The organism is Bacillus sp. RC242 (assembly GCF_044908245.1).
Classification (GTDB): domain Bacteria; phylum Bacillota; class Bacilli; order Bacillales; family Bacillaceae_G; genus Bacillus_A; species Bacillus_A mycoides.
Genome location: NZ_JBIYCZ010000024.1, coordinates 1 through 26,656, shown reverse-complemented (window position 1 = coordinate 26,656; position 26,656 = coordinate 1). Strand labels below are relative to the sequence as shown.

28 protein-coding genes and 1 rRNA gene are annotated in these 26,656 nt (G+C 35.6%); 1 reads left to right on the top strand and 28 read right to left on the bottom strand.

Annotation, left to right across the window (positions count from 1 at the left end; all coding sequences use genetic code 11):
• Positions 1-11 precede the first annotated feature (11 nt).
• The 18 genes from ABH957_RS27910 to metG form a co-directional block, all read right to left on the bottom strand.
• Positions 12-1,613, bottom strand: a complete 1,602-nt coding sequence (locus ABH957_RS27910) for a putative polysaccharide biosynthesis protein (protein WP_404512730.1) — start codon at positions 1,611-1,613, stop codon at positions 12-14.
• Between the two features lie 231 nt (positions 1,614-1,844).
• Positions 1,845-2,381: a stage V sporulation protein T gene (spoVT, locus tag ABH957_RS27905; protein WP_002009670.1), complete on the bottom strand. Its 537-nt coding sequence runs from the start codon at positions 2,379-2,381 to the stop codon at positions 1,845-1,847.
• Positions 2,382-2,516: 135 nt separating this feature from the next.
• On the bottom strand, positions 2,517-6,047 hold the full coding sequence (gene mfd / locus ABH957_RS27900) for a transcription-repair coupling factor (RefSeq protein ID WP_404449609.1): 3,531 nt from the start codon (positions 6,045-6,047) through the stop codon (positions 2,517-2,519).
• A 105-nt stretch (positions 6,048-6,152) separates the two neighbouring features.
• Complete coding sequence (locus tag ABH957_RS27895; protein WP_404512728.1) at positions 6,153-6,377, bottom strand: anti-sigma-F factor Fin; 225 nt, start codon at positions 6,375-6,377, stop codon at positions 6,153-6,155.
• Positions 6,378-6,447: 70 nt separating this feature from the next.
• Positions 6,448-7,008 (bottom strand): aminoacyl-tRNA hydrolase, encoded by a 561-nt coding sequence (gene pth, locus ABH957_RS27890; protein ID WP_087943057.1) that lies wholly within the window; start codon positions 7,006-7,008, stop codon positions 6,448-6,450.
• A gap of 72 nt (positions 7,009-7,080) precedes the next feature.
• Positions 7,081-8,034, bottom strand: a complete 954-nt coding sequence (locus ABH957_RS27885) for a ribose-phosphate diphosphokinase (protein ID WP_002091580.1) — start codon at positions 8,032-8,034, stop codon at positions 7,081-7,083.
• A gap of 18 nt (positions 8,035-8,052) precedes the next feature.
• Complete coding sequence (gene glmU, locus ABH957_RS27880) at positions 8,053-9,432, bottom strand: bifunctional UDP-N-acetylglucosamine diphosphorylase/glucosamine-1-phosphate N-acetyltransferase GlmU (RefSeq protein WP_404512727.1); 1,380 nt, start codon at positions 9,430-9,432, stop codon at positions 8,053-8,055.
• 325 nt (positions 9,433-9,757) lie between these two features.
• On the bottom strand, positions 9,758-10,051 hold the full coding sequence (gene spoVG, locus ABH957_RS27875) for a septation regulator SpoVG (protein ID WP_000454042.1): 294 nt from the start codon (positions 10,049-10,051) through the stop codon (positions 9,758-9,760).
• Positions 10,052-10,203: 152 nt separating this feature from the next.
• Positions 10,204-10,578 (bottom strand): RidA family protein, encoded by a 375-nt coding sequence (locus tag ABH957_RS27870; RefSeq protein ID WP_000869819.1) that lies wholly within the window; start codon positions 10,576-10,578, stop codon positions 10,204-10,206.
• A 123-nt stretch (positions 10,579-10,701) separates the two neighbouring features.
• Positions 10,702-11,550 (bottom strand): pur operon repressor, encoded by an 849-nt coding sequence (purR, locus tag ABH957_RS27865; protein WP_002091587.1) that lies wholly within the window; start codon positions 11,548-11,550, stop codon positions 10,702-10,704.
• 54 nt (positions 11,551-11,604) lie between these two features.
• Positions 11,605-12,474, bottom strand: a complete 870-nt coding sequence (gene ispE / locus ABH957_RS27860; RefSeq protein WP_404512725.1) for a 4-(cytidine 5'-diphospho)-2-C-methyl-D-erythritol kinase — start codon at positions 12,472-12,474, stop codon at positions 11,605-11,607.
• A 196-nt stretch (positions 12,475-12,670) separates the two neighbouring features.
• The gene (sspF, locus tag ABH957_RS27855; RefSeq protein ID WP_002094215.1) at positions 12,671-12,850 is read right to left on the bottom strand and encodes an acid-soluble spore protein SspF; all 180 of its coding nucleotides are present in this window, start codon (positions 12,848-12,850) and stop codon (positions 12,671-12,673) included.
• 91 nt (positions 12,851-12,941) lie between these two features.
• A complete protein-coding gene (gene veg / locus ABH957_RS27850; RefSeq protein WP_002009653.1) occupies positions 12,942-13,205 on the bottom strand; it encodes a biofilm formation stimulator Veg in 264 nt (87 codons plus the stop codon).
• 238 nt (positions 13,206-13,443) lie between these two features.
• Positions 13,444-14,307, bottom strand: a complete 864-nt coding sequence (gene yabG / locus ABH957_RS27845; RefSeq protein WP_404449604.1) for a sporulation peptidase YabG — start codon at positions 14,305-14,307, stop codon at positions 13,444-13,446.
• 117 nt (positions 14,308-14,424) lie between these two features.
• Positions 14,425-15,303, bottom strand: coding sequence for a 16S rRNA (adenine(1518)-N(6)/adenine(1519)-N(6))-dimethyltransferase RsmA (gene rsmA / locus ABH957_RS27840; protein ID WP_002091590.1), 879 nt, complete (start codon positions 15,301-15,303; stop codon positions 14,425-14,427).
• On the bottom strand, positions 15,300-15,857 hold the full coding sequence (gene rnmV / locus ABH957_RS27835; RefSeq protein WP_002029323.1) for a ribonuclease M5: 558 nt from the start codon (positions 15,855-15,857) through the stop codon (positions 15,300-15,302). The genes rsmA and rnmV overlap by 4 nt, the downstream gene beginning before the upstream one ends.
• A gap of 260 nt (positions 15,858-16,117) precedes the next feature.
• The gene (locus ABH957_RS27830; RefSeq protein WP_002091591.1) at positions 16,118-16,885 is read right to left on the bottom strand and encodes a TatD family hydrolase; all 768 of its coding nucleotides are present in this window, start codon (positions 16,883-16,885) and stop codon (positions 16,118-16,120) included.
• Positions 16,886-17,050: 165 nt separating this feature from the next.
• On the bottom strand, positions 17,051-19,033 hold the full coding sequence (gene metG, locus ABH957_RS27825; RefSeq protein ID WP_404512723.1) for a methionine--tRNA ligase: 1,983 nt from the start codon (positions 19,031-19,033) through the stop codon (positions 17,051-17,053).
• A 520-nt stretch (positions 19,034-19,553) separates the two neighbouring features.
• Between metG and ABH957_RS27820 the strand changes: the two genes are divergently transcribed.
• Positions 19,554-19,838, top strand: coding sequence for a transition state genes transcriptional regulator AbrB (locus tag ABH957_RS27820; RefSeq protein WP_000843037.1), 285 nt, complete (start codon positions 19,554-19,556; stop codon positions 19,836-19,838).
• Positions 19,839-19,858: 20 nt separating this feature from the next.
• On the opposite strand, the gene rsmI is transcribed toward ABH957_RS27820, so the two are convergent.
• The 10 genes from rsmI to rrf form a co-directional block, all read right to left on the bottom strand.
• Positions 19,859-20,734, bottom strand: a complete 876-nt coding sequence (gene rsmI, locus ABH957_RS27815; RefSeq protein WP_002143972.1) for a 16S rRNA (cytidine(1402)-2'-O)-methyltransferase — start codon at positions 20,732-20,734, stop codon at positions 19,859-19,861.
• The gene (locus ABH957_RS27810) at positions 20,703-20,993 is read right to left on the bottom strand and encodes a GIY-YIG nuclease family protein (protein WP_002130207.1); all 291 of its coding nucleotides are present in this window, start codon (positions 20,991-20,993) and stop codon (positions 20,703-20,705) included. The genes rsmI and ABH957_RS27810 overlap by 32 nt, the downstream gene beginning before the upstream one ends.
• A complete protein-coding gene (locus ABH957_RS27805) occupies positions 20,980-21,720 on the bottom strand; it encodes a tRNA1(Val) (adenine(37)-N6)-methyltransferase (RefSeq protein WP_002138893.1) in 741 nt (246 codons plus the stop codon). Before ABH957_RS27805 ends, ABH957_RS27810 begins: the two co-directional genes overlap by 14 nt.
• A 120-nt stretch (positions 21,721-21,840) precedes the next feature.
• Positions 21,841-22,191 (bottom strand): DNA replication initiation control protein YabA, encoded by a 351-nt coding sequence (gene yabA / locus ABH957_RS27800; protein ID WP_002009639.1) that lies wholly within the window; start codon positions 22,189-22,191, stop codon positions 21,841-21,843.
• A 14-nt stretch (positions 22,192-22,205) separates the two neighbouring features.
• Entirely contained in the window at positions 22,206-23,033 is an 828-nt protein-coding gene (locus tag ABH957_RS27795) for a PSP1 domain-containing protein (RefSeq protein ID WP_002009637.1), read from the bottom strand.
• A 5-nt stretch (positions 23,034-23,038) separates the two neighbouring features.
• Complete coding sequence (holB, locus tag ABH957_RS27790) at positions 23,039-24,022, bottom strand: DNA polymerase III subunit delta' (protein WP_113938530.1); 984 nt, start codon at positions 24,020-24,022, stop codon at positions 23,039-23,041.
• A 35-nt stretch (positions 24,023-24,057) separates the two neighbouring features.
• Positions 24,058-24,684, bottom strand: coding sequence for a dTMP kinase (tmk, locus tag ABH957_RS27785; RefSeq protein WP_002009634.1), 627 nt, complete (start codon positions 24,682-24,684; stop codon positions 24,058-24,060).
• 1 nt (position 24,685) lies between these two features.
• Positions 24,686-26,107, bottom strand: coding sequence for an aminotransferase class I/II-fold pyridoxal phosphate-dependent enzyme (locus ABH957_RS27780; protein ID WP_404512721.1), 1,422 nt, complete (start codon positions 26,105-26,107; stop codon positions 24,686-24,688).
• Between the two features lie 79 nt (positions 26,108-26,186).
• Positions 26,187-26,366, bottom strand: coding sequence for a sigma factor G inhibitor Gin (locus tag ABH957_RS27775; RefSeq protein WP_002091596.1), 180 nt, complete (start codon positions 26,364-26,366; stop codon positions 26,187-26,189).
• Between the two features lie 198 nt (positions 26,367-26,564).
• Positions 26,565-26,656, bottom strand: a 5S ribosomal RNA gene (rrf, locus tag ABH957_RS27770); the annotation flags it as partial.

Sequence of the window (26,656 nt, the reverse complement as noted above, 5' to 3'; positions counted from 1 at the left end):
ACCAGTCACCTCTATCCACTCTTCTTCAATGAACCTTCTTTTTTCTCTTGTTTCATAACGGTTCCTAATTCTTCTTTTGTAAATACACGTAATTTTAAAATTAAAAACATATATGCTAATCCACCGATAGCTACACCTAACAGCGCTTCAAGCGTCGCAATTCCTCTATGTCCTGTATCAATTACTAATCCGGACATTCGCAACATACGCATAAAGATTATTAATACAAACCCCATACCGATACCACTAATAGCTACACCTAACATATTCCGCCTATCAATAAGCGGCTCCGATACAGCTCGCATAAGTAACACACTATTTAGCAAGGCAATTACAATAAGCGCAACTAAAGTTGCAATTGCAGCTCCCTTTACACCAAAATACGGCATTAATATATAGTTTAAAACCAACTTCAAACAACCTCCAAATACAACGAATATTGCTGGTTTTAATGTTTGTCCCACTCCTTGCAAAATGGAAGCAGTTGTAATTGACAATGAACTAAATAAAATAGATAAAGATAAAATCGATAACACATCTGATCCATCACTATTTTCAAACAACATAATATTTGTAGGTTGAATAATACAAGTTAATCCAATAGCAGCTGCAAATCCAATAACAAATGTTATTTTCATTGCTAACTTTACCTTTTCTTGAATAAATGAAAGATCTCCTCTTTCTTTCGCCGCTGTAATAATAGGAATAAGTGACAATGAGAAAGAAGTTGTCACAACAGTACCTAATTGCATAAGCGGGATACTTCTATCATAAACACCTTTTAGTGCCTTTGCATTTTCAACTTGCTCTCCCGCACGAATAAGCAAAGTATACAAGGAAATAGAATCCGCCATTTGTATAAAAATAAGGACTAAATTACTAACACAAATCGCTAATCCCTGCCAAAAAAGGATTCGAACAATCCTTTTTTTATTTCCAATTCCCTTCCAACTTTTGAAGAAAATAGCATGGAAATCATGACGCATATAAAGTAAAAGTACGATAATCCCAATAAGCCCGCCTGCAATTGAACCTAGCATGGCACCCGCACCAACTGTATATAAATCAAATCCATGAGCAATAAGGAATAGTGATAAAAATACAATAATAGAAACACGAATCGTTTGTTCAATTACTTGCGAAACAGCCGTCGGCATCATATTATTGAATCCTTGAAAATATCCTCTCGCTACAGATAAAAATGGCATTAGTAGGAATGAAAACGAAATAACGCGTAATAGTTTATCTAAATGTATATCGCCCATAGCCGATGCAATTGTTTTGGCCCCAAAGAATAATGTGAAAAATCCTATAAAGCCAATTCCTAATAAAAACCAAAAAGATACACAAATAATTTCTTCTGCTTCTTTTTGTTTTCCTCGTTCTAATCTTTCTGCGACCATTTTTGAAATAATAATGGGAAACCCATAAGTAGCTAAAATCAAACAAAATCCATAAAACGGATAAATTTGTTGGTAAATATAAAAACCAACATCACCCGCTATATTTTGATATGGAATACGGTAAAAAGCGCTTAATACCTTCGTAACAAAACTTGCGATTGTTAATATAATAGCCCCACGCCAAAAGGCTTGGTACTTCTTCGCTTCCATACAAGAAAACTCCTTTTTCTATTCTCACCCCTCGTATTATATCACAAAGAAAAACTGGCTCTCCTTCATATTCCTTACATTCACTGACTTCTTTCAACAGCAAAAATATTCAATGAAAAAAGGTAGCAAAGCGCTACCTTCGTTCAATATACTTATATCTCCAAATAGTTAATTTCTCAAATAGAAATATCATAATTAGGAAAGATTGCTACTTATAGAAATTACACTTCGCTACTGCTCCATTTGTTTCGCTAAAAAGCTTGCAGCTGTATTTACTGATTTATGCTCCACTTCACTTATAATAGCCTCTTTAGAGAAGATAACGACAGCTCCGATTGGATCTCCATTTGCAATAATCGAGCCAATTGTATAAGAGCTCACTTTTTCTGTTACTCCATCAATAATTGAAATTTCGCTTTCATCTGTCATAATTACAGACTTACGCTCTTCCATTGTCTTCTCAATTAAATCGCCAACACTTTTATTTAAGTATTCTTTTTTAGATGCGCCTGCTACTGCGATAATAGAATCACGATCGCATACAAGCACATTATGTCCTAAGCTATCGTATAAAGCTTCCGTATATTCCTTTGCAAAATTACCTAGTTCACTAATTGGAGAATATTTTTTCAAAATCACTTCTCCATCGCGATCAACAAATATTTCTAGTGGATCTCCCTCACGAATACGTAAAGTTCTACGAATTTCCTTCGGAATTACTACCCTGCCTAAATCATCAATTCGACGTACGATTCCAGTTGCTTTCATTCTAATGCTGCCTCACTTTCTACTGATGATCAAAGTGGTGAATTTACCTGTTCATGTAAAAATCACCAACTATTAAACATAGTATTTTACACATTAGTTCTTCTATGCACGTCGAATTGTATTTTTTATCTTATATTAGGCATTTATTACTTCTTTTTTTACATCTGGCAAGCCTTTTAATAAATTTTCAGCAATTGTTAACCATTTCGACGTCTCTAATCCATTCGTTTTCATCACAATTTTCAATTGTGACCCCTCCATACCAAGACCGATCATACGGCCAAAACTACTTCCTAGCATGAATAATTTTCCACCATCTATATTTTGGCTCGCTTGTTCAGAAAACAGGAATGTTACTTCAAATTTATTTTGCTTAATTAACTCAATTTGTTCTTTCATTGCCAACACTTTAATGTTTGCAATTTGTAATAAATAACCAACTTCTTGTGGATAATCACCAAATCTGTCGATCATCTCTTCCTGCAACTCTTCAATATCTTCAATTGCAGAAATACCTCTAAATTGTTTATACATCATAATTTTTTGTTTACTATCTGAAATGTACGCATCCGGTAAATATGCATCTACTTCTAAATCAATTTCAACATTAACGGTATTTTCAACTCCGTCTGTTCCTCTACGTTGCTCAATTGCATCTTTTAACATTTGAGAATATAGATCAAATCCGACAGAATCAATAAATCCATGTTGTTCTGCCCCTAACAAATTACCCGCACCACGAATTGATAAGTCTCTCATCGCAATTTTGAAACCAGATCCAAGCTCTGTAAACTCTTTAATTGCTTGCAGACGCCTCTCTGCAACTTCCGATAACACTTTATCACGTTTGTATGCAAAGTATGCATACGCGACGCGATTAGAACGTCCAACACGACCACGAAGCTGATACAACTGTGATAATCCCATACGATCTGCATCAAATACAATTAATGTATTTACATTCGGAATATCTACACCCGTCTCAATAATTGTTGTACTTACAAGAACATCATGCTGCCCTTCTAAAAACGATAGCATAACAGACTCTAATTCACCTTCATTCATTTTCCCATGTGCGTATGTTACACGAGCATCTGGAACCAACATCGAAATTTCATCTGCTTTTCTTTCAATATCCTCCACACGGTTATATAGGAAGTAAATTTGACCGCCTCTTGCCAACTCTCGCTCTATCGCTTCTCGCATTAACGCCGGATTATACTCTACTACATATGTTTGTACTGGGAAACGATTCTCTGGTGGTGTCTCAATAACAGATAAATCGCGCACACCAAGCATAGACATATGAAGTGTACGTGGAATCGGAGTTGCCGTTAATGTTAACACGTCAACATTTGCTTTCAATTGTTTAATTTTTTCTTTATGTGTAACGCCGAATCTCTGTTCTTCATCAATAATAAGAAGTCCTAAATCTTTATAAGTAACATCTTTAGATAAAATACGATGCGTTCCGATTACAATATCCACCGTTCCATCTTTTAAACCTTTAATCGTTTCATTTTGTTGTTTTCGTGTGCGGAATCTACTTAGTAACCCTATATTAATCGGGTAATCTTGAAAACGCTCTCGAATTGTTTCATAGTGTTGTTGTGCAAGGATTGTTGTTGGTACTAAAATCGCAACTTGTTTTTCATCCATAATTGCTTTAAATGCCGCACGAATAGCTACTTCAGTCTTTCCATATCCTACGTCACCACAAAGAAGCCTATCCATCGGACGTCCGCGTTCCATATCTTTCTTAATCTCTTCAATAGAACGTAATTGATCCTCTGTCTCTTGATATGGGAATAAAGATTCAAACTCTTGTTGCTCTGCCGTATCTGGTGTATATGCATAACCTTTTGAGGCTTCACGCTCGGCATATAATTTAATTAGGTCATCTGCAATGTCTTGTACAGATTTTTCAACTTTCGTTTTGACCTTCTTCCAATCATTTCCGCCTAATTTATAAACTTTTGGTTCCTTACCTTCAGACCCTACGTATTTTTGCACTTGATCAATTTGTTCAATTGGAACGTATAACTTATCATTACCTTGATATTTAATATTTAAATAATCTTTATGAACACCATTAATCTCTAATGTCTCAATACCTAAAAATTTACCTATACCATGATTTACATGAACTACATGGTCTCCAACTTTTAATTCCGAATAACTTTTAATACGTTCAGCGTTAGATAACTTTTGCTTACGTTGTGATTTTTTAACCTTCTTATGAAAAAGCTCCTTTTCAGTAATGACAACAAACTTTTGCATCGGCATTTCAAAGCCTGCATGTAAATCACCTACAGCAATTTGTAACCTTCCGGGCAATAAGATATCTGTCGCCTCTACAATGTCTGCATCAATATCATAATCACTTAAAATATGTTGTAGTTTTTTTACACGTTCATCATCTGTTCCAAGCACAACGGTCGTAAAATTACCTTCATTCCATCTATCAATTTCAGTTTTTAACAAATGCATCTGTCCGTGGAAATCTTGCATCGTTTTACATGTCACATTCACAATATTTTGAGGATGTGTGTGTGCTATATGGCGTAAGAATAACGTTAAATATACAAACCTTCTTTTTTTATTATGAAGAAACTCCTCAAACGAGTGGGAGAAAGATAAATCCTGAATAATTGTTCCTTCGCCAAGAAGTGAGATATACCATTCCGCTTCTTCTGTTTCAAGATGTGATGCTGTTTCTTGAATACGGGAAATCTCATCTAAAATCACAACACCATTTTCTGGTAAATAATCTATCAGACTAGCAGGTTCTTTATAGAAAATAGATAAATATTTAAACATTTGTTCTATACTTTGCCCGTTTTTCAACATTTCAAGTTCATAACTAACCGTCTCAAGCACAGTAGTCTTTAATTTATCATCGGAAAGCTTTTGCATCGTCTTAGTCAAACCTTCTTCAAGATGCTTAATTCCCGATTTCAATTCTTCCTGTGAAAATAAAAACTCTGTTGCCGGACCAAACCGAACACTTTCCCTTTTATCTTGAGAGCGCTGTTCTTCCACATCAAATAATCGAATAGAATCAACCTGTGTATCAAAGAATTCAATACGAAATGGTAATTCTTCAGTTAATGGGTAAATATCTAATATTCCCCCGCGTAGACTAAAATCTCCTGGAGCTTCTACCATCGACTTACGCTCATAACCAATATGATGTAAGGTATGCAAGAGTGCATCTAAATCAATCTCTTGCCCTAGATTGATTTCAATTTGCCTTTGCTTCCATAATTCTTTTATTGGTAAAAACCTACGCAGCCCTGCAACTGGCGCTACAATAATCCCATTCTCTCCTGCAGCTAAGCGATTTAACACTTCAATACGCTGTGCCTTCAATTCTGGACTTGCAACACCAACCTCCGATGCTATCAATTCATTTACCGGATATAGCCAAACATCTTTTTCACCAAGTAACGCCACTAAATCTTCATGTACTTTTTGTGCTTGGTATAAGTTGTGCGTCACGATAAGTTGTGATTGCTTTGTCTTTTTATATAAAGCTGCCATTAATAATGAACGAGAGGATGTTGCCATACCCGATACAAGTTGTTCTTTCAACCCATCTTCTAGCCCATTAATAACCGATTGTATTTCTTCATTTTTATAAAATTGCTCTAATAAACCTATCATTTTCAAAACTCCTCTCAACATAAAGAGCAAGTTACTATATTTTATGCAAATATTTTGGAAAAAGAAAACAGAAAAATGCTTTGGACACGCCAAAGCGACAACATTTTATTGCAGAAATTTTTCATATTCATAATACTCAGGATAAGATGCGAGCGTTTCTTGACACGATTCACAAATCGTTTTTATATATATATTTCCATTCTCATGAAAATGAATCATATCCGCTACTTCTTGCTCTGTTAGTTGAAACAAAACGTCGCTATATACTTTTTCTGCGATAATGGAGCCCACATTACTTCCACAATGTCTACAGTAATAATAACCTTCCATACTAGCCTCCTAAATATCCAATTGCTACTAGTATGGGATAAAACAAAATAAAATATTCCAGATTGTGCGCTTAACTATTAAAAGTATTCATGATTTGGAGAAAAGGTTTATTTAACCATTCCTCACATGCATCTGCTGCATTTTCAATGGATTGATTAACGCCAGATATTTCTTCAGATGTAAAACGTCCTAATACGTAATCCACTACTTTTATCCCATTTTTCGGACGATCGATTCCCATGCGGATACGTTGAAATTCTTGTGTTCCTAAATGTGAAATTGTTGACTTCACACCATTATGTCCACCCGCACTACCTTTCATGCGAAGGCGTAATTTACCTACAGGAATATCTAAATCATCGTACATAACAATGAAGTCCTCGACATCAATTTTATAATAATCCATGAGTGGACGGATACTTTCCCCAGATAAATTCATATATGTAAGTGGCTTTAGTAAGATTACTTTTTCCCCATTAACAAAACCTGCGCCAAATACCCCTTTAAACTTTTGTTCATTCAAAGAAATACTCCAACGTTTTGCAAGTTCATCGATTGCCATAAATCCAATATTATGCCTTGTTAATTCATATTCTCTACCTGGGTTCCCAAGTCCTACTATTAATTTCATTCTTGTACCACTACTTTCTTTTTTCGATACGAAAAGACGTAACCAAGCTTGGTTACGTCTCATTCTATCCAATTAATTGAATAATACACTTACAGATTCTTCTTCGTATACACGAATGATTGCTTCTCCGATTAATGGAGCAACTGAAAGTTCATGTACTTTATCAATTTTCTTCTCTTCTGGTAATACGATAGAGTTCGTTACAACTAACTCTTTAATATTCGAATTTTGAATACGCTCAATTGCTGGACCAGATAATACTGGGTGTGTACAGCAAGCATATACTTCAGAAGCACCGTTCTCAACAAGAGCGTTTGCCGCTAATGTAATTGTACCAGCTGTATCAATGATGTCATCAATTAAAATTGCTGTTTTGCCTTCGATGTTACCGATAATGTTCATTACCTCAGATACATTCGGACGAGGACGACGCTTATCAATAATAGCGATTGGCGCTTTTAGGCGATCCGCCATTTTTCTAGCACGCGTTACACCACCGTGATCAGGAGATACGATTACGATATCTTTAAGGCCTTTTGCTTCAAAGTAGTCTGAAAGAATCGGTACACCCATTAAGTGGTCGATCGGGATATCAAAGAATCCTTGAATTTGCGGAGCATGTAAATCTAGAGTGATTACACGAGTTGCACCTGCTGTTTCAAGCAAGTTTGCTACAAGTTTCGATGTAATTGGTTCACGAGAACGCGCTTTACGGTCTTGACGCGCATAACCATAGTAAGGAATAACGATATTAATTGTTTTTGCAGATGCACGTTTTAATGCATCAATCATAATAAGTAATTCCATGATATGTTCGTTTACTGGGAAGCTTGTAGATTGAATAATGAATACATCGCAACCACGGATACTTTCTTCAATGTTAATTTGAACTTCTCCATCACTAAAACGATCAACAGAACATTTTCCTAGTCCTACTCCAATGTGCTTTGCGATTTGCTCAGCAAGTTCCTTATTAGAGTTTAAAGAGAATACTTTCAAATTAGAATTTAGATATTGAGTCGACATCTAGATTAACCCTCCACATTATGATTTTTTCTTATTCAGCAATTGATCAACATAGTCTTCTTTGTTAACTTGACGTGCACGTGCTACTGATAATGCTTTTGATGGAACATTCTCTGTTATTGTAGAGCCTGCTGCCACATAAGCACCATCTTCAACTGTTACAGGAGCAACAAGGTTTGAATTACATCCAATAAATACCCCGTTACCAATTACAGTTTTAAATTTATTCTTGCCGTCGTAGTTCACCGTAATTGAACCACAACCAAGATTCACGTCTTCTCCAACTTGTGCATCCCCGATATAACTTAAGTGTGAAGCTTTACTTCTATTACCAAAAACAGTTTTTTTGATTTCTACGAAGTTTCCAACGCGCACTTCATCTCCAATAACTGAATCTGGGCGAATATGTGCAAATGGACCAACTGATACTTCTGTACCAAGTTTGCTGTCATGTACAGTAGATTGATGAATTACCGTACGATCTCCAATTTCACTATCGCGAATTACTGTATGCGGTCCAATTTCACAATCAGAACCAATTACAGTGTTCCCCTCAATAACCGTTCCTGGGTGAAGAACTGTATCACTACCAATAATTGCATCCGCAGAAATGTATGTGTTACTTGGATCAATAATTGTAACACCATTTACCATGTTCTTTCTGTTGATACGATTTTTCATAATAATTTCCGCTTGCGATAGAGCGACCCTGTCGTTAACACCTAACGTTTCATCGAAGTGCTCTGTTTGATAAGCTGATACAATATGACCTTCATTTTTTAAAATTTCAATAACGTCCGGAAGGTAATATTCGCCCTGTACATTATCATTTGAAACTTTAGAAAGTGAAGCAAATAAAGCTTTATTATCAAAACAATACGTACCTGTATTGATTTCTTTAATAGCTAATTCTTTTTCATTCGCATCCTTATGCTCAACAATCTTTTCAACATGACCATTCTCATTACGAACGATACGGCCATATCCAGCAGGCTCTTCTATGTACGCTGTTAGTACCGTCGCCATTGCTCCCGCTTCTTCGTGTTGCTGAAGTAATGCTTCCATCGTTTCAGCAGTTATTAGAGGTGTATCACCACAAATAACTAAAGTTGTTCCCTCTTCATTTGCAAGTACACTTGCAGCTTGATCGACAGCATGAGCTGTACCAAGTTGTTCTGCTTGTAATGCAAACTCACTTACGTTTCCTAGCTGTTCTTGTACCTTTTCAGCACCATGTCCAACGACTGTTACAAGTTTCTGCAATCCTAATTGAGATACTTCATTGACTACATGTTGTACCATTGGTTTTCCACATACAGGATGCAGCACTTTGTATAGCTTGGACTTCATACGTGTGCCTTTACCTGCAGCTAGAATCACTGCAAATCTGTTTGACATATAGACCCTCCATCGCAACCTATTTATCCATTAACGATATTATCCTAAATCATCATATATTTCAAGAAACACATTATAACTATTAAATTTTACCATAATTCTTATAAGATGTTTTACTCTTTAGTATCTTTTTTAAGGAATAAGCTATACTATTTTAAATAAAGATGAAAAAATTAGAAGTTTTTCATCTTTATTTTTTCAAAATATGAATTTTTATAATTAGAAACGTGTATTATTCAAAAAAAAAACAAACTCCTGTAAATGCTTACAGGAGTTTGCTACAAAATTATAAGACTTTCTTTCAAAAGCCCTTTTCATTCGAATTTTACGAAGCGCCTGCTTCTTCAAACTCAACCTCTTCTAACTCGCCTAAACGATGATACTCTGTTAAAACCGCATCTTGAATTTTAGAGCGTGTATTAGAATTAATTGGATGTGCAATGTCACGGAATTCTCCATCTGGAGTACGTTTACTTGGCATTGCTACAAATAATCCATTATTACCATCAATTACACGAATATCATGAACAACAAATTCATGGTCTAGAGTAATAGAGGCAATTGCTCTCATGCGGCCTTCTGTGTTTACGCGGCGTAATCTTACGTCAGTCACTTCCATCTTGTGTTCACCACCCTTTTCTAAATAAGCGATATATTTGTATAAATTCCACAAAATTTCTATTTTCCCTTTAATTTTTTAAAAATTTTTAAGATAAAAATTTTTATTGTAGTTGAATATAAGGATTAGTAGAGGTTATCGCTTACAAAGAGTTACTTAACTAGGGCAATTACTTCGATTTCAACAGAAACATCTTTCGGTAATTTTGCTACTTGTACACAAGAACGCGCTGGTTTATGAGTAGAGAAATAAGAACCGTATACTTCATTAACAGCATTAAAATCATCCATATCCTTCAAGAATACTGTTGTTTTTACCACCGTATCAAATGAAGCACCCGCTTCTGCTAATACCGCTTGTAAATTTTCAAATACTTGCTCTGTTTGTACTGTTACATCTCCTGTTACAAGTTCTCCACTTGCCGTTAACGGAATTTGTCCTGAACTATAGAACATATTATTTACAATAATCCCTTGTGAATATGGTCCGATTGCCTGTGGTGCTTTGCTTGTTTGAACAACTTTCATACTTTTCACCCTTTTATTATTTATTTTTACTCTTTAAAAATAGTGTACCAAAGGCAGTTTGTCCATCTATTTTGTAATTTATAAATAGGAATAAAAAAAGGTAAAGCTATCTGCTTTACCTTTTTACTCAGCCTCTACAAGCCCTTTATCAAATGGTGCAAGTGCATAATTCCCCTTTTCCACTTGAATCGCTTTTTCTTTCACATCAACTTCTGACAGACGAATTAATGATACAAAGTTATTAATAAGTCTTTCTTCAATATCCGTAGACTCTACTAATACGCCAATCCCAACAACATTAGCTTTAAACTCTTCTAGCATGCTCATCATACCTTGAATGGTTCCGCCAGCTTTCATAAAGTCATCAATAATTAAAACATTGGACCCTTCTGGAAGGCTACGCTTTGCTAAAGTCATCGTTTGGATTCGCTTAGAGGAACCTGATACATAGTTAATACTAACAGTGGGGCCTTCTGTTACCTTATTATCTTTTCTCGCAATTACTACCGGTACATCTAAGTAGTTCGCTACTGCATAAGCAAGCGGAATTCCTTTTGTCGCTACCGTCATAACCGCATCAATTGGTTGCCTAGCAAAAACAGAAGCAAATAAACGACCTGCGCCATTAATCTGGCGAGGATTACTTAAAAGATCCGTCATATATAAGTAACCGCCAGGCAAAATACGGTCTGGGTTTTCAAATAAGCTACAAAGCTCGTTAATAATCAGATTTGCCTCTTCTTCACTTATATAGGGAATATATTTCACTCCTCCTGCTGCTCCTGGTACCGTTTGCAATGTGCCGACACCTTGTTGTTCAAACGTTTGCTTAATAATAACTAAATCTTCACTAATGGAAGATTTAGCCGATTGATACCTTTCAGCAAAAAAAGTGAGAGAAACTAGCTGACGAGGATTTTGTAACAAGTAATACGTCAGATCGACCAATCTTGTACTTCGTCTAATTTTCATACTCTCACCTCAAATCACGAATATTCTAAACAAATCATAACGTATTATACGTCTTTATTCAAGCGTTTCTCGCTCTCCTAATAAACGCACTGCATATACTTGCTCGCAAAATCCTTTTAACCCGTTATATATGCGGTGCATTCGCGAATCATGGTGTACAAGACCAAATACAGTTGGGCCACTTCCACTCATTAATACGGCATCTGCCCCAAAGCGTTTCATCTGTGATTTAATACGTGCAACCTCGGGATGCATCGCAAACGTCACATCTTCTAAAACGTTACCAACAGTATCACAAATTCCTTTATAATCGCCATGGTTAATGACTTCAACCATTTTATCTACATTTGGATGAGTAACACGATTTAATTTTAAATTTCCGTACACGTCAGCAGTAGATACACCAATGTGGGGCTTTGCTAAAACAACCCAACAAGAAGGCGGAGTCTTTATATGTTCAATTTCTTCTCCTCTTCCAGTGGCAATAGCAGTTCCACCATATACACAGAACGATACATCTGACCCAATTTCTGCGCCAAGCTTTGCTAATTCATCGATTGCTAGCCCTAAATTCCATAACTTATTAAGGCCACGTAATGTCGCTGCTGCATCACTACTTCCACCTGCTAATCCAGCGGCTACTGGAATCGTTTTTTCAATAGTAATAGACACACCTTTTTTTACATTAAACTTCACTTTTAATAATTTCGCTGCTTGATAAGCTAAATTGCGTTGGTCGTCTGGGACATACCGATTATGGGACAAAATTTCAATACGGTCTTCTGCTAATTCCGTTAGCTCTAAACGATCTGCCAAGTCGATTGTTGTCATAATCATTTTCACTTCATGATATCCATCTTGTCTTTTTCCCAGTACATCTAACGACAGATTAATCTTTGCTGGTGCTTTCACTAGTAGCTTCAATCTATTCACCCACTCTATGTACTCAATCTTTTATCGTTTATTTTACCATAAATTTATAGTAAGACGATGACACTTCCCTAATTATATCGAAAAGCATTCAGAATGAAACTACTTATGTCAAATGATGGCACCTTTTAGCGTGCAAAAAGCCGAGGAATCTCTCCTCGGCTACCGTAGCATAGAAAGTATCTTACAACTACTGGTTTCGTTTCATTAATTGCTGTTCTGCAATTTCTATAGCACGTTTCACCATATTACCAGCATCTTTCGCACGAATTCCGCCCCATCCTTCTTTCTGAACAACATCATAAAAGCCAAGCTCTTTTGCAAGCTCTTCTTTAAATTGATTTGACATGACTCCTCTTCGTCTACTCAATGCAGAGTCCCTCCTTATTTTGCTACGGTATAATTAGTATGCAAAATAATATAGCTTTTCATTTATGGGAATATATGTAACAAAAAATACATTAATTATAAAATACTTCATTTTGAGATTCATCGTAAAATGTTAGCTCTACTGTCTCTGTTAAAACATCTGCATAACTATAAGATACACGTTGCAATGCATCTTCTTGCTGGTCTAATTGTACAACAAACACAGAACGATACGTTTCTGCAAGTACACCTGATTGCTCCACAGTTTTTCTTCTCCCACTATTTGCCTTTAACATAAGTCGCTGTCCAAGATGGTGATCTAATTCGCTTTTAATTTCATCTAAACGTTTTGACATATACTTTGCTACACCTCGCTGTAATTTAGATTGAACACTTAAAACACGATATATCTATCCCAATTATTAACCGCAATTCACAGACAATATCATTATAAAAGCATCATGCGTTCAAATAGATAGAAGAAATACTATATTCTAAAAGTATCATTGTATAGTCTGCACGTTCTTGCCGCTTTTTATCCAGACTCATTTAAATCATTTCCACATAAAAAAGCAAGATACGTATGTACCTTGCTCATTCGTCATAATGTTGAAAGGGCAATCCTGTTCGTAAAATCCCTCTTGTTTCAATTCCGCCTAGTCCCTTTTCGCCAGTAATTGTATTACGCACAACGTCCCATACATTTACTCTTTCCATAAATGAAGTGAAACTAATTTTGCCAACTACATATACAGGATCTAGAGCATGAATATTAATTCTAGACGGTGAACTAGCAAAATTAGCACCTGCTCGAATCAACGCCTCAAAGTGTGATTGACACGCTCCAGCAAAAATAACGAGTTGATCCAATGATGGATATTTTTTTCGCACTTCTCGAACAGCCTGTACAAAATGTCTAGAATGTCTATATGCCGCTAAATCTCCCATAACTCCTTTTGACTTTGTATATGCATCATGTCCTGTAATAACTAAAATGTCTGGGCGAAAATGATCTATTAAGTCTACTACCTTTTCATGCATCTCCGTTTCCTTACAATGAATACCTTGAACAGGAACGCCTATTTTATTATATAAATCTAAGCACTTGCGCAAATATAAAGGATCTCCATCTATATGCAATACACGTCCTGGCATTTGAAAATAATTCACTTCACTTGTATATCCACCAGTTGAAGTATGTTCATGTCTTTGTTTCATCAACACGTAATCTTGCTGAAACAACCGGTAAGTACGCTCCATCGTTTCTTTTTCACGCTTCACTCTATTTTTATGTTCTCGTTGATCTATACTAACTAAATCTGCAAGTGGTGCATCCGCCACAAGTCTAATTTCCTCTCCAAATAATATTGCCATATCGCCTTTTATTTCTATAATACGAAAAAGAATATCCCTATTATGAGAATATCGTTCAACTAATTCTCCAACATGTAAAGCCATTCTCCTACCTCCAAACTCCAAACTCGTTAGGCCATCTTACCTGTTTTTAAAGTATGAATTTAGGAAAGGAAAGGTGACAAAAGGGACAGCTCAAGTTGAACTGTCCCTTTCATATTCTTATGACAATTTATGAAGAATTAATGCATTACTTAATGTTGCAAACTCTTCGATAGATAGCGTTTCGCCTCTTCGCTTCGGATCAATTCCTACTTCTGTCAAAATTCGATCCAACAGCTCTTTATCTTTCGGGAAACCATTTAAATTATTTGATAAATTATTCATTAAAGTTTTACGACGCTGTGCGAAACTTGCTCGTACTACTTCAAAGAAGAAAGTTTCATCTGTCACTTCTACAACTGGTTTAGGACGCTTTAGAAGACGGATAATCGCAGAATCAACATTTGGTTGTGGCACAAACACTGTACGCGGTACAGTCATAACTGTTTCTACCTCTGTATAATACTGAATGGCAATCGATAAAGAACCATACTCTTTCGTTCCTGGTTTAGCAGCTAAACGATCCCCAACTTCTTTTTGCATCATAACAACAAATCCACGAACCGGTAATTTTTCTTCAAGCAATTTAAATAAAATTGGCGTTGTAATATAGTATGGTAAGTTAGCTACTACCATTACATCTTGTCCTTCTTCAAATTGCTCACTAAACACTTCATGTACATCTGCTTTTAGTACATCTTTATTTATAACTGTAACGTTGCTATATGGAGCTAACGTCTCGTCTAAAATTGGTAATAATCTCTGATCAATTTCAAAAGCCACTACTTTTTTAGCACGCTTTGCCAATTGCTCTGTTAACGCACCGATACCTGGTCCAATTTCAATTGCGCCACTTTCTGAACCGATTTCTGCGTGATCAACGATACGATTTAATACATTCGTATCAATTAAAAAATTTTGTCCTAAACTTTTTTTGAATGAAAATCCATACTTTTCAACAATGTCTTTCGTACGATTTGGTGTTGCGATATCCTTCATTTTTTTTCCTCCTGTATTACTTGCTTATAAGCTTCTGCAAATGATTCCTTTGAAACCTGAAACATTTGTAAACGTTTATGTAACTGTTTTGCGTTTGTATAACCAATCTTTAATAGCTTACCCACTCTTTCTCTGCGACTCTTTGCCATTTCTCCGCCCACTAAGCCCGCATCGACTAGATCACTCCAACTAATTTCACTTGTGTAAGCTTCCATTTCTTCATGTATATTCTCTAAAGCACGGCGAATCGACTCATTAGAAGCATGTTCGATTCCAACACCTTTTTTCCTTTTAGCAAGTGCTTCTTCCTTCGTTAAAAAAGCATGCTTACATCCAGGAACCTTGTCAGAAATAATTTTTCGAATACGCTCTCCAGGATAATCCGGATCTGTGAAAATAATAACGCCTCGTTTTTGCTGCGCTAATTTAACTTGCTCAATAACGTGATCACCGATTGCTGAACCGTTCGTTTCGATTGTATCCGCATCAACAGCACGTTTAATCGCAACTGTATCATCTTTACCTTCTACAACGATAATCTCTTTAATTTTCATGCTTGCCTCCACACTCTTTTCATCTCTACTTAGTAAAACAAAAAAATGACGACTTTTCCATTATTATTTTCCCAATCTTACATTTTAAAAAGTAGAAGAGAAAAATCTTTGTTCACTATCCTTATTGTAACACTTCTATCTCCATCTTAATTTATCCGCAGTATTTCTACACTTATGTTATGCGTAAATAGTGGGTTCTTATCACTTCTATTATCTCTCTTCTCAAAAAACAAAAAAAGAATGGGACTCCCCATTCTTTTTTATTCAACACCAAATAAGGCTTTGGCATTCTTTGTTGTTACTTGTGCTACTTCGTCATAAGAAATTCCTTTTAAATTCGCAATTTCTTCTGCTACCAGTTTTACATAACTAGGTTCATTTCGTTTCCCTCGAAATGGATGTGGTGTTAAATACGGGCAATCTGTCTCTATCAATAATTTTTCTAACGGAATCTCCATAGCAACTTCTTTCGGTTTCTTGGCATTTTTAAATGTTACTGGCCCACCTAATGAAATTAAAAAGTTCATATCGACACATCGCTGCGCTACTTCTACACTACCGCTAAAGCAATGCATAATGCCCCCTACTTCAGCTGCATTCTCTTCCTCTAGGATATCAACAATATCTTGAGTTGCATCGCGGTTATGTATAATAATCGGTAATTTCACCTTTTTCGCTAATGCAATTTGTTTACGGAATACTTCCTTCTGTATTTCCTTTGGAGACTTATCCCAGTGATAATCTAATCCCATTTCCCCAATTGCAACCACTTTAGGATGAGCCGCTAATTCTTCTAACCAAGCTAAATGTTCTTCTTTCATATCGATTGCATCAACAGGGTGCCATCCAACTGCAGCGTAAATAAAATCATAAGCCTCTGCTAATTCAATTGCTTTCTTTATCGTTACTTCATCAAATCCAACAACAACTGTATATGTAACTCCCGCTTCTTTCATTCTCGCGATAACTTCTTGTAAATCTTCTTCAAATTGCTCTGCATTTAAATGTGAATGTGTATCAAACAACATAATAAATAACTCCTTTTATATTGAAATCAATTCTCTCATAAAAAAACTACACTCTTTCTAACTTAACGATAACAATACTTCAATTTTAATGCAAAAAACGGAATGTAAAAAGAAAAAAGACGCTTCACTAATGTTACACGTGAAACATCTCTTTTTTTGTCTCAATTACTTGATTTTTGTACCATTTGGTAAATTCTGGTCAATTGATGCTAATGACAATACGCCATTCTCTTCACCTGCTAAAATCATACCTTGTGATAATTCACCACGTAATTTTACAGGTTTTAAATTCGTTACACAAATAACCTTTTTACCTTCTAGTTCTTCTGGGGAATAGAATTTAGCAATCCCAGAAACCACTTGGCGCTTCTCTGTACCTAAATCAAGCTGAATTTTTAACAACTTATCTGCTTTTTTCACAGGTTCAGCGGATATTACTTCAGCTACTCGTAATTCTACTTTAAAGAAATCATCAATTGTAATTTCTTCTGCCTTTGGTTCTTCTGCTTTTTTCTCTTCTACTTTAGGAGCAGAACCTTGCATTTGTTCTTTAATATATCCCACTTCTACTTCCATTTCCAAACGAGGGAAAATTGGGTTTCCTTTTTCTACTTTTGTTCCAGCTGGAATACATCCAATTGTAGATAGGCTTTCCCAAGATTTATGCGCCTCTTCAGTAAGTCCAAGTTGAGCAAACATCTTACTTGGTGCTACTGTTAGGAATGGCATAAGCATAATACCTGTTTGACGAAGTACCTCAGCTAAGTGGGACATTACAGACGCAAGTTTTTCACGATCATTCTCATCCTTCGCTAATACCCACGGCTGCGTTTCATCAATATATTTGTTCGTACGGCTAACTAATTGCCAAATGGAACTTAGCGCTACAGAGAATTCCATATTCTCCATTGCCTCTTCTACTTTTTTCAATGTATCTTCGGCAAATGTCACTAGCGTTTCATCGAACTCAGTTACATTTGCTTTAAATGCAGGGATTTCCCCGTTAAAGTATTTATCAATCATAGCTACTGTACGATTTAATAAGTTACCTAAATCATTCGCTAAATCAAAGTTGATTCGTTCAACAAATCCTTCTGGTGTGAATACTCCATCAGATCCAAATGGAACTTCGCGAAGTAAGTAGTAACGCAATGCATCTAATCCGTAACGATCAATTAATGTAACTGGATCTACTACGTTTCCTTTTGACTTACTCATTTTTCCATCCTTCATTAAAATCCAGCCATGAGCAAAGACTTTCTTCGGAAGTGGTAAATCTAAAGCCATTAAAATAATTGGCCAATAAATTGTGTGGAAACGAACGATTTCTTTCCCAACTAAATGGACATCTGCTGGCCAGAATTTTTTATACTTCTCTTCATTTTCTGTTCCATATCCTAATGCAGTAATGTAATTAGACAACGCATCTACCCATACGTAAATAACGTGTTTTGGGTTACCTGGAACACGAACTCCCCAGTCAAATGAAGTACGAGAAACCGCTAAATCTTCTAATCCTGGTTTAATGAAGTTATTAATCATTTCATTTTTACGGGACTCCGGCTGAATGAAATGAGGGTTATCCTCATAGAACTTTAATAGTCGGTCTACATATTTACCCATTCTAAAGAAATAAGACTCTTCGCGAACAAGTTCTACAGCGTGACCACTATCTGGGCTTTTTCCACCAACTACTTTGTCACCTTCCATAATTGGATCTACTAATTGATGCGCTGTATAGAATGTTTCATCTTGTACAGAATACCAACCTTCATATTCATCAAGATAAATATCGCCTTGATCTACTAGCTGCTTGAAGATTTTCTCAACAACATCTTTATGACGATCTTCAGTTGTACGAATAAAATCATCATAAGAGATATCCATCTTCTCCCAAAGTTCTTTAATCCCTGATACAATGTTATCCACATATGCCTGTGGTGTAACATTTAGTTCTTCTGCTTTCTTTTGGATCTTCTGTCCATGCTCATCAGTTCCTGTTAAATAATGAACATTGTATCCTTGCATACGCTTATATCGTGCCATCGCATCTCCTGCTACTGTCGTATAAGCATGTCCAATGTGTAACTTTCCACTTGGATAATAAATTGGGGTAGTAATATAAAAGGACTTATTTTCCTCTTTCATCGTTTTGGACCTCCCGAATAACCTCATATGTATTTATAAACAGTATATCAAAAACTCATATATAAAGTGAAACTTTAATCCGTGGAGAGTGTTCATCCCCCATGGATTATTAGCCCACACCAATCGGGCTTTTACGAGCAGCCCGACTCCCACTTAACTTCTTTGCTCCGGCTAAATTTTGAAGTGGGAGTCTTACTGCTCGCAAATAGCGGGATAAAACGAGTTAATGCTCGATATCTTTATCATCTATTACTCATATTCAAAAAAAATATACAATATATTTCCCGAAAAGTATAAACATTACAAAAAATAATACAAAACAATTGTAGAAATGACTTACATTCTATCATATATAAGAAGTATAAAAATCTATAAATCTTTTTTTAAAATATAGAATTTAATAATTGACGGAAATGTAAATGATTGGTATCATATGTCCATAGGGTATTTTGTCGAAAAATGACGAATCAAAAAAATAGACTCGAAACTTATAAACTATTTATTTAGGAGGAAAAGAATTATGAAATCTACTGGTATCGTTCGTAAAGTTGATGAATTGGGTCGTGTAGTAATTCCAATCGAATTACGCCGTACTTTAGGTATTGCAGAAAAGGATGCTCTTGAAATCTACGTTGATGATGAAAAAATCATCTTAAAGAAATATAAACCAAACATGACTTGCCAAGTAACTGGTGAAGTATCTGATGGTAACCTATCTTTAGCTGAAGGTAAAATTATCTTAAGTAAAGAAGGCGCTGAACAAGTCTTAAACGAACTTCAAGATTATATCGAAACAGCAAAATAAGCTTCTCAATTATGAGAAGCTTATTTTTTATCCACATGATAGATTTGATATACGTCTCGTTTCGACAAATCTCGATCTTTAGCGACTGTTTTTATCGCTTCTTTTGAATTCATACCTTTTTCATTTATATAATGTTCAATATGATTATATACTGAAATAGCTTCCCACCATTGTTCTTCTGGAGTAGGTTCTTCTGTTGAACCTGCTACTAAAATACAAAACTCACCACGAACTTCATTTTGCTTCGTCCACTCAATCGCTTCTTCAATTGTTCCACGAATAAATTCTTCAAATTTTTTCGTTAGCTCACGACATAATACGATTTCCCTATTTCCTAATACTTCTTGCATAGAGATTAAAGTGTCATCTAAACGATGTGGCGCCTCATAAAACATCATTGTAGTTGGAATATAGCGTAGTTTTTCTAATTCAAGCTTACGTCCCTTTTTATTTCTTTGCAGGAAACCATAGAAATAAAAATGTTTTGTCTCAAGTCCTGATGCAATCAATGCTGTAAGGGCTGCATTTGCCCCAGGAAGCGGGATAACATGATATTGTTCTGCTACAGCCTCTACAACGATATCATAACCAGGATCTGAAATACATGGCATACCAGCATCGCTCACAATGGCTACAGTCTTACCTTCTTCTAACTTATCTAAAATTTTCCGTCCACTTACTCCTTTATTATGCTCATGATAACTCATAACTGGTGTTTCAATTTCAAAGTAATTACAAAGTTTCTTCGTTTGCCTTGTATCTTCCGCTGCAATAATGTCTGCCTCTTTTAAAATTCGGATTGCACGAAATGTCATATCCTCTAAATTTCCGATTGGAGTCGGTACTAAATATAAAACTCCCTTTTCATTTTGCTGAAAGCTTTTTTGCTGCCACATAGCGTTCTCCTTTTTGCATATATTCTTCTTTTTTTTTCCTCGTTAACTGCTTAAAGTGATACTCAGCTTGCATAGCCGTTCGTTTATCCTCGTGATCCTCTACATATTTTAAAACAACTGGAAGTCTAGCGCGTGTATATCTAGCACCTTTTCCACTATTATGGGTCTGAATCCGTTTTTCTATATGATTCGTGTATCCAGCATAATAACTTCCATCAGAACACTCCACCACATAAAAACAATGCTTATTCTTCTCCATATAAAATTGAACGAAGCTCCTTTGTATATTCATTGTTTTCTTCATATACAAAAAGAGGTGGTAAGATTTTTAAATCAGCATTCCCATCCTTAATTCCTTCAATTAACAATGTATTCGCTTCTTTACCAGCCTTAGGATAAACAAATCGCACACGTTTCGGTTCAATTTTGTATTTACGCATTAATGTGACGATGTCGAGCAAACGACCTGGACGATGTACAAATGCTACTTTCCCACCCTGTTTCACTAGCTGGCTACTTGCGTATACAACATCTTCTAGTGTGCACATAATTTCATGACGGGCTATCGCTAAATGTTCATTCATATTCTTCTCAGAAGTTTGTGGTGTTTGAAAATAAGGAGGATTACATGTTACAACATCATATTGATGACGTCCAAGTTTCTCCGGCATATCTTTCAAATCTCCATGGATTAAATGAATTCTTTCTTCTAAATTATTGTATTGAACGCTTCTTATTCCCATATCATATAAGCGCTCTTGAATTTCTACACCTGTAATTTTCCCTTTTGTCCTTGTACTTAATAAAAGAGGGATAACTGCGTTACCTGTACACAAATCAAGTAAATTACCTTTTTGAATTGGCACCCAAGCAAAATCTGCAAGTAAAACAGCATCCAAAGAAAAATTAAATACTGATGGACTTTGTACAATCTTCATATCTTGCGCTAATAAGTAATCTAAACGCTCATCTTCATATAAATTCATATATTGCTCCCTTTCTTACACTTAACCTATCCTATTTCATCTTCTATTAATGTAAAAATAAATTTCATTCTACTCTCATGTATAAAAAATTACCTTTCCAATTATATTGGAAAGGTAATCTCACTTTTTATTTAAAAATGACAGACAGAATAAACAATCTCCCTCTTTACGTACACTTCCATAATGTAGATTGCAAATATGAAAACCTTCTTGATATAGTCTCGCTAGATTATCGTAGCCTTCACCAATATCTGTCTTCGCCTTCATTTCTTTGCGTTTTTGAGTTTTTTGTTTTTCCTTGTTCTGCACTTCTTCAAAACGATGTCGCAAATTTTCATTTTCCATTTTTATATGTTGGTTTTCTTCCAATAATTCTGCAAGATGTTGTTTTAATTCTCCCAACTGTTTGTATAAATGTCCAATTTGCTCTTCCATACTAGAAACCGATGCAAAAATATCCTTTTTCTCCACAAGCACCCACCTCATTAATCTGTGGTTTGACTCGAAACGACCCCTTTATTCATTAATTCATCTAACGTATATTCTACTATCCGTTCCTTGTCTACTAGTTCCACTTGAATTAATCTTTCTAAAATATTTAATCCGATAACACGGCCAGTACCGTGCGGTGTTTGTATACGTTGATCTAAATCAGGAAGTTGTTCCTTTGCTGCCTCATATTCATCATTCTCATATTTTAAGCAACACATTAAGCGACCACATAAACCAGAGATTTTTGCAGGATTTAATGATAAATTTTGATCCTTTGCCATTTTAATGGATACAGGTTCAAAATCTCCTAAAAAAGTAGAACAACAAAGCATACGACCACATGGACCAATACCACCAAGCATTTTTGCTTCGTCACGAACGCCGATCTGTCTCAGCTCAATTCTTGTCCTAAAAATTGCCGCTAAGTCTTTCACTAGTTCCCGGAAATCAATCCGGCCATCCGCAGTAAAGTAAAAAATAATCTTATTACGATCGAACGTATACTCTACATCTACAAGCTTCATATCAAGATTATGTTCTCCTACCTTTTGTTGACAAACTTGATATGCTTCTTTCGCAGCATGCCTATTCTCTTCAACAATAGTACGATCATTTTCATTTGCAATACGAATAACTTTTTTTAGCGGTAATACAACGTCATTTTCATCAACTTGCTTTTTGGTAATAACTACTTTTCCGTACTCAATACCTCTTACCGTTTCTACAATTACAAACTCATTTTCTGAGATATCGAACTGATTTGGATCAAAGTAATATACCTTTCCGGCCTTCTTAAAGCGAACACCTACTACATCATACAAAACGGTCATCCCTCCTGCAACCGCAACACTAACTGTTCGAACACAAGCTGCGCATTTACATTAGCGTTGATTCTATTTTTTGCCTCTAATATATTAAAGAGAGCTGATACAATGCGCTTCTGAGCATAAGAAAAGGATTCAAACATCTCTTTCTGCTCATGAAAAACAAGACGATCTTCTTCTCCAAGTTGAACATATAATAAATCCTTATAAATAAGGAGTAACATATCTAAGCCTTGCTGTAATTGTTCTTTCTCTCCAAAGTGCTTCCCCCATTTTTCTTGTACAAAAAAAATAGAGGCCTTATCTTTTTCGAGCGCTTCACATAATTTTATCACTAAAGCTCTCGCTTGTGCAAACCATTCATCATTACACATTAATAAAGCTTCTTCAAAACTATTTGTAAGCTGCGCAGCAAGTGTAGATAAAGAAACTGTAATACCTTCTTCCTCTAACCTCTTAATTAACGATTCTGTAGGCAACGGCCTAAACGTAACAACTTGACAACGAGATAAGATTGTATTTAAAATCTGATGACTTTGTTCAGTAAGTAAAATAGCTGTTGTATCACTACTTGGTTCTTCTAAAAACTTTAAGAGCGTATTCGCTGCATTTGCTGTCATACGATCTGCATGCTCAATAATATATACTTTTTTATTTGCTTCTAATCCTGTTTTTGAAAACTCTTCTTGTAAATCATGAATTTGCTGTTTTTTAATAGATAATCCATCTGGTTTTACAATATGTAAGTTTGGGTAGTTACCTGAATCAATTCGGCGACAATTCGTACATACATGACAAGGCTCTACACCATTTCTTTGTGAACAGAGAAAACTTTTTGCCATTTGAATTGCTGTGGCGAACTTCCCAGTCCCTTTCCCTCCCTCTAACAAGTAAGCGTGGGATATACGCTCTTTTGCAATGCTATTCATCAACATTTTGACACCGATGGGCTGTATAACAGAAAGCTGCTCCCACGTATTTATCATACTGCATACCTCACTTATTTCATTCTTTCCTTCTATTATAACAATTTATCTTCTATAATCTGAACAACTTCTTCTATAAGTTTTTTCATTGGTTGATCAGCATTTACTAATACAATGCGATTAGAGAAACGCTCTACAACTTGTAAATACCCTTCACGCACACGTTTATGGAAAGAGATATCTTCCATATCTAGTCGATTTACTTCACGTCCTGCATCTTTTCCAATTCGTGCTAAACCTACCTCTGGCTCAATATCTAAATAGATTGTTAAACTAGGCATACAATCTTCCGTTGCGAAACGATTAATTTCAAATACTTTATCCATACCTAAGCCCCTTGCATATCCTTGATATGCTAAAGAGCTATCTATAAAACGATCACATAGTACAAGATAGTTTTCCTCAAGTGCTGGCATAACTTTTTCCACTAAATGTTGTCTACGTGCAGCAGCATATAAGAGCGCCTCTGTACGTGCTTCCATCATCGTATACTCTTGTTTATGTAAAATTGTTCTAATATCTTCAGAAATTGCAATACCACCCGGTTCTCTGGTCGCCATTACCTTTTGTTCCTTTTGCTCAAAATATGGTAATAAACTTTTAATTAATGTTGTTTTACCCGAACCTTCTGGCCCTTCAATTGTTACAAATAATCCCTTCATCCTAAAACCTACTTTCTATATCATACACGTTCATATATTTCGTACTACCTTGAAAACGAGCCCCTGTTTTCTCTAAATGAGTAATTTGCTTTGTATGTTCTTGAGTAATTCTCTCTCCATACATGATCAATGGAATTCCAGGTGGATACGGAATCACCATTTCTGCAGCTATCATACCAACGGCTTCTTCTATAGATACTAACTTCGTTTCGTATCTCTCTAATTGTTTATACGTATACGGTAAAGGGGAAATCTCCCCTTTATAAGTATAACGAATTGATGCTGCCTTGTCTTTTACCTTATATTGCTGCATAGCTAATCGAATGATCTCTATAGCTTTCATATACCCCTCATTTACTTGTAACGGTAATATAAGTAGGACGTTATATGGATCTGCCATTTCCGTATATATACCGACTTTTTCAAATACAGACTGTAATCCATACCCCGATAACTGACAGCGAGTTTGCACCGTAACTTTTAATTCATCTTGCGATGGATATTGCAAAATGGCTATTTGTGGGATAGATCGCAATCCTTCTTTAAATCGGCGTAAAAACTCAACGATTTCATCATGACCCTCTTCCTTTATAACTGCTATTGCAAAACGTGCTATATCAAGAGAAGCCATAATTGGATACGATGGGCTACTAGATTGTAGCATACTTAAATAGGAGGAAACTTTTTCTTCGCTCACCAAACGGCTATTTATATGTAAATAAGATCCCATTGTCATCGCAGGTAATGTTTTATGTGCGGAATGAACCACAATATCCGCACCATAAACTAATGCTGACTTCGGGAAGGGGTCCCCTATACAAAAATGCGCCCCATGGGCTTCATCTACTAGAACAGGAATTTTATGTGCATGTGCGTAAGCGATACTTGCCTCTAAATCAATGCCCATACCATAGTAATTAGGATGTGTTAAAATAAGTGCTTTTGCATTTGGATACTTTGTAATTGCCTCCTTAATAACTTCATCACGAACACCTACTGGTACGTTATGTACTTCATCAATCCATGGATTTAAAAAGACCGGATTCGCCCCTGCTAATTTCAAACCATTAATGATCGATTTATGACAATTTCTTTGTACGAGGACAATATCATGTTCGCCGCAGCAAGATAAAATCATTGCTAAATTTCCAACTGTTGAGCCATTAATTAAAAAATAACTTTTGTGCACGCCGTATACTTCAGCTAATAATTGCTGTGCTTCATCTATACATTCAAACGGGCTATGTAAATCATCTAATCCTGTTAACTCTGTTACATCAATTGATAATATGTCCTTAAACCCCCCTGAAGCTTTCTGAGGGAAGTTTAAACCATTCTTATGACCCGGAACATGAAAAGATAGTAGTCGCCTTTCTTTAAATTCCATTAGCGCCTCATATAAAGGCATACGATTTTGATTCATATATATCTCTTCCTTATTATTCATTGTGTATCTATTATACAGATATTAGGGCAAAAAAAATAATAGGCATAATGCCTATTTAAAAATATGATACTTCTAATTTTCGCAGTTGTTTTAAATAATGTATATACTTCGGGTCATTTGTCTCAGTATTCACCAGATTTCTTTCGCACTCGTAACATATTAAATTATTATATACATATATTCCTTCCCCTCTTTTTGTCTCACAAACGATGCAAATTTCACTTGGTAATTTCATAATCTTTCCTCCCTTTTTAAATAAACATATTATATATCTCTATTCCTTAACAAATTTCTGGAAAATATACATCAATTTCTTATATAATATGATTTATTCTTGGGCAACGTGTTTGTATTACTTATGTATTCCCTTTACTTCTTTCATGTACTGTTTAAAAACAAAAAACACAAGTCAAAAGACTTGTGTTTTTATCTTGCTTGGCGACGTCCTACTCTCACAGGGACAAGGTCCCAACTACCATCGGCGCTAGAGAGCTTAACTTCCGTGTTCGGTATGGGAACGGGTGT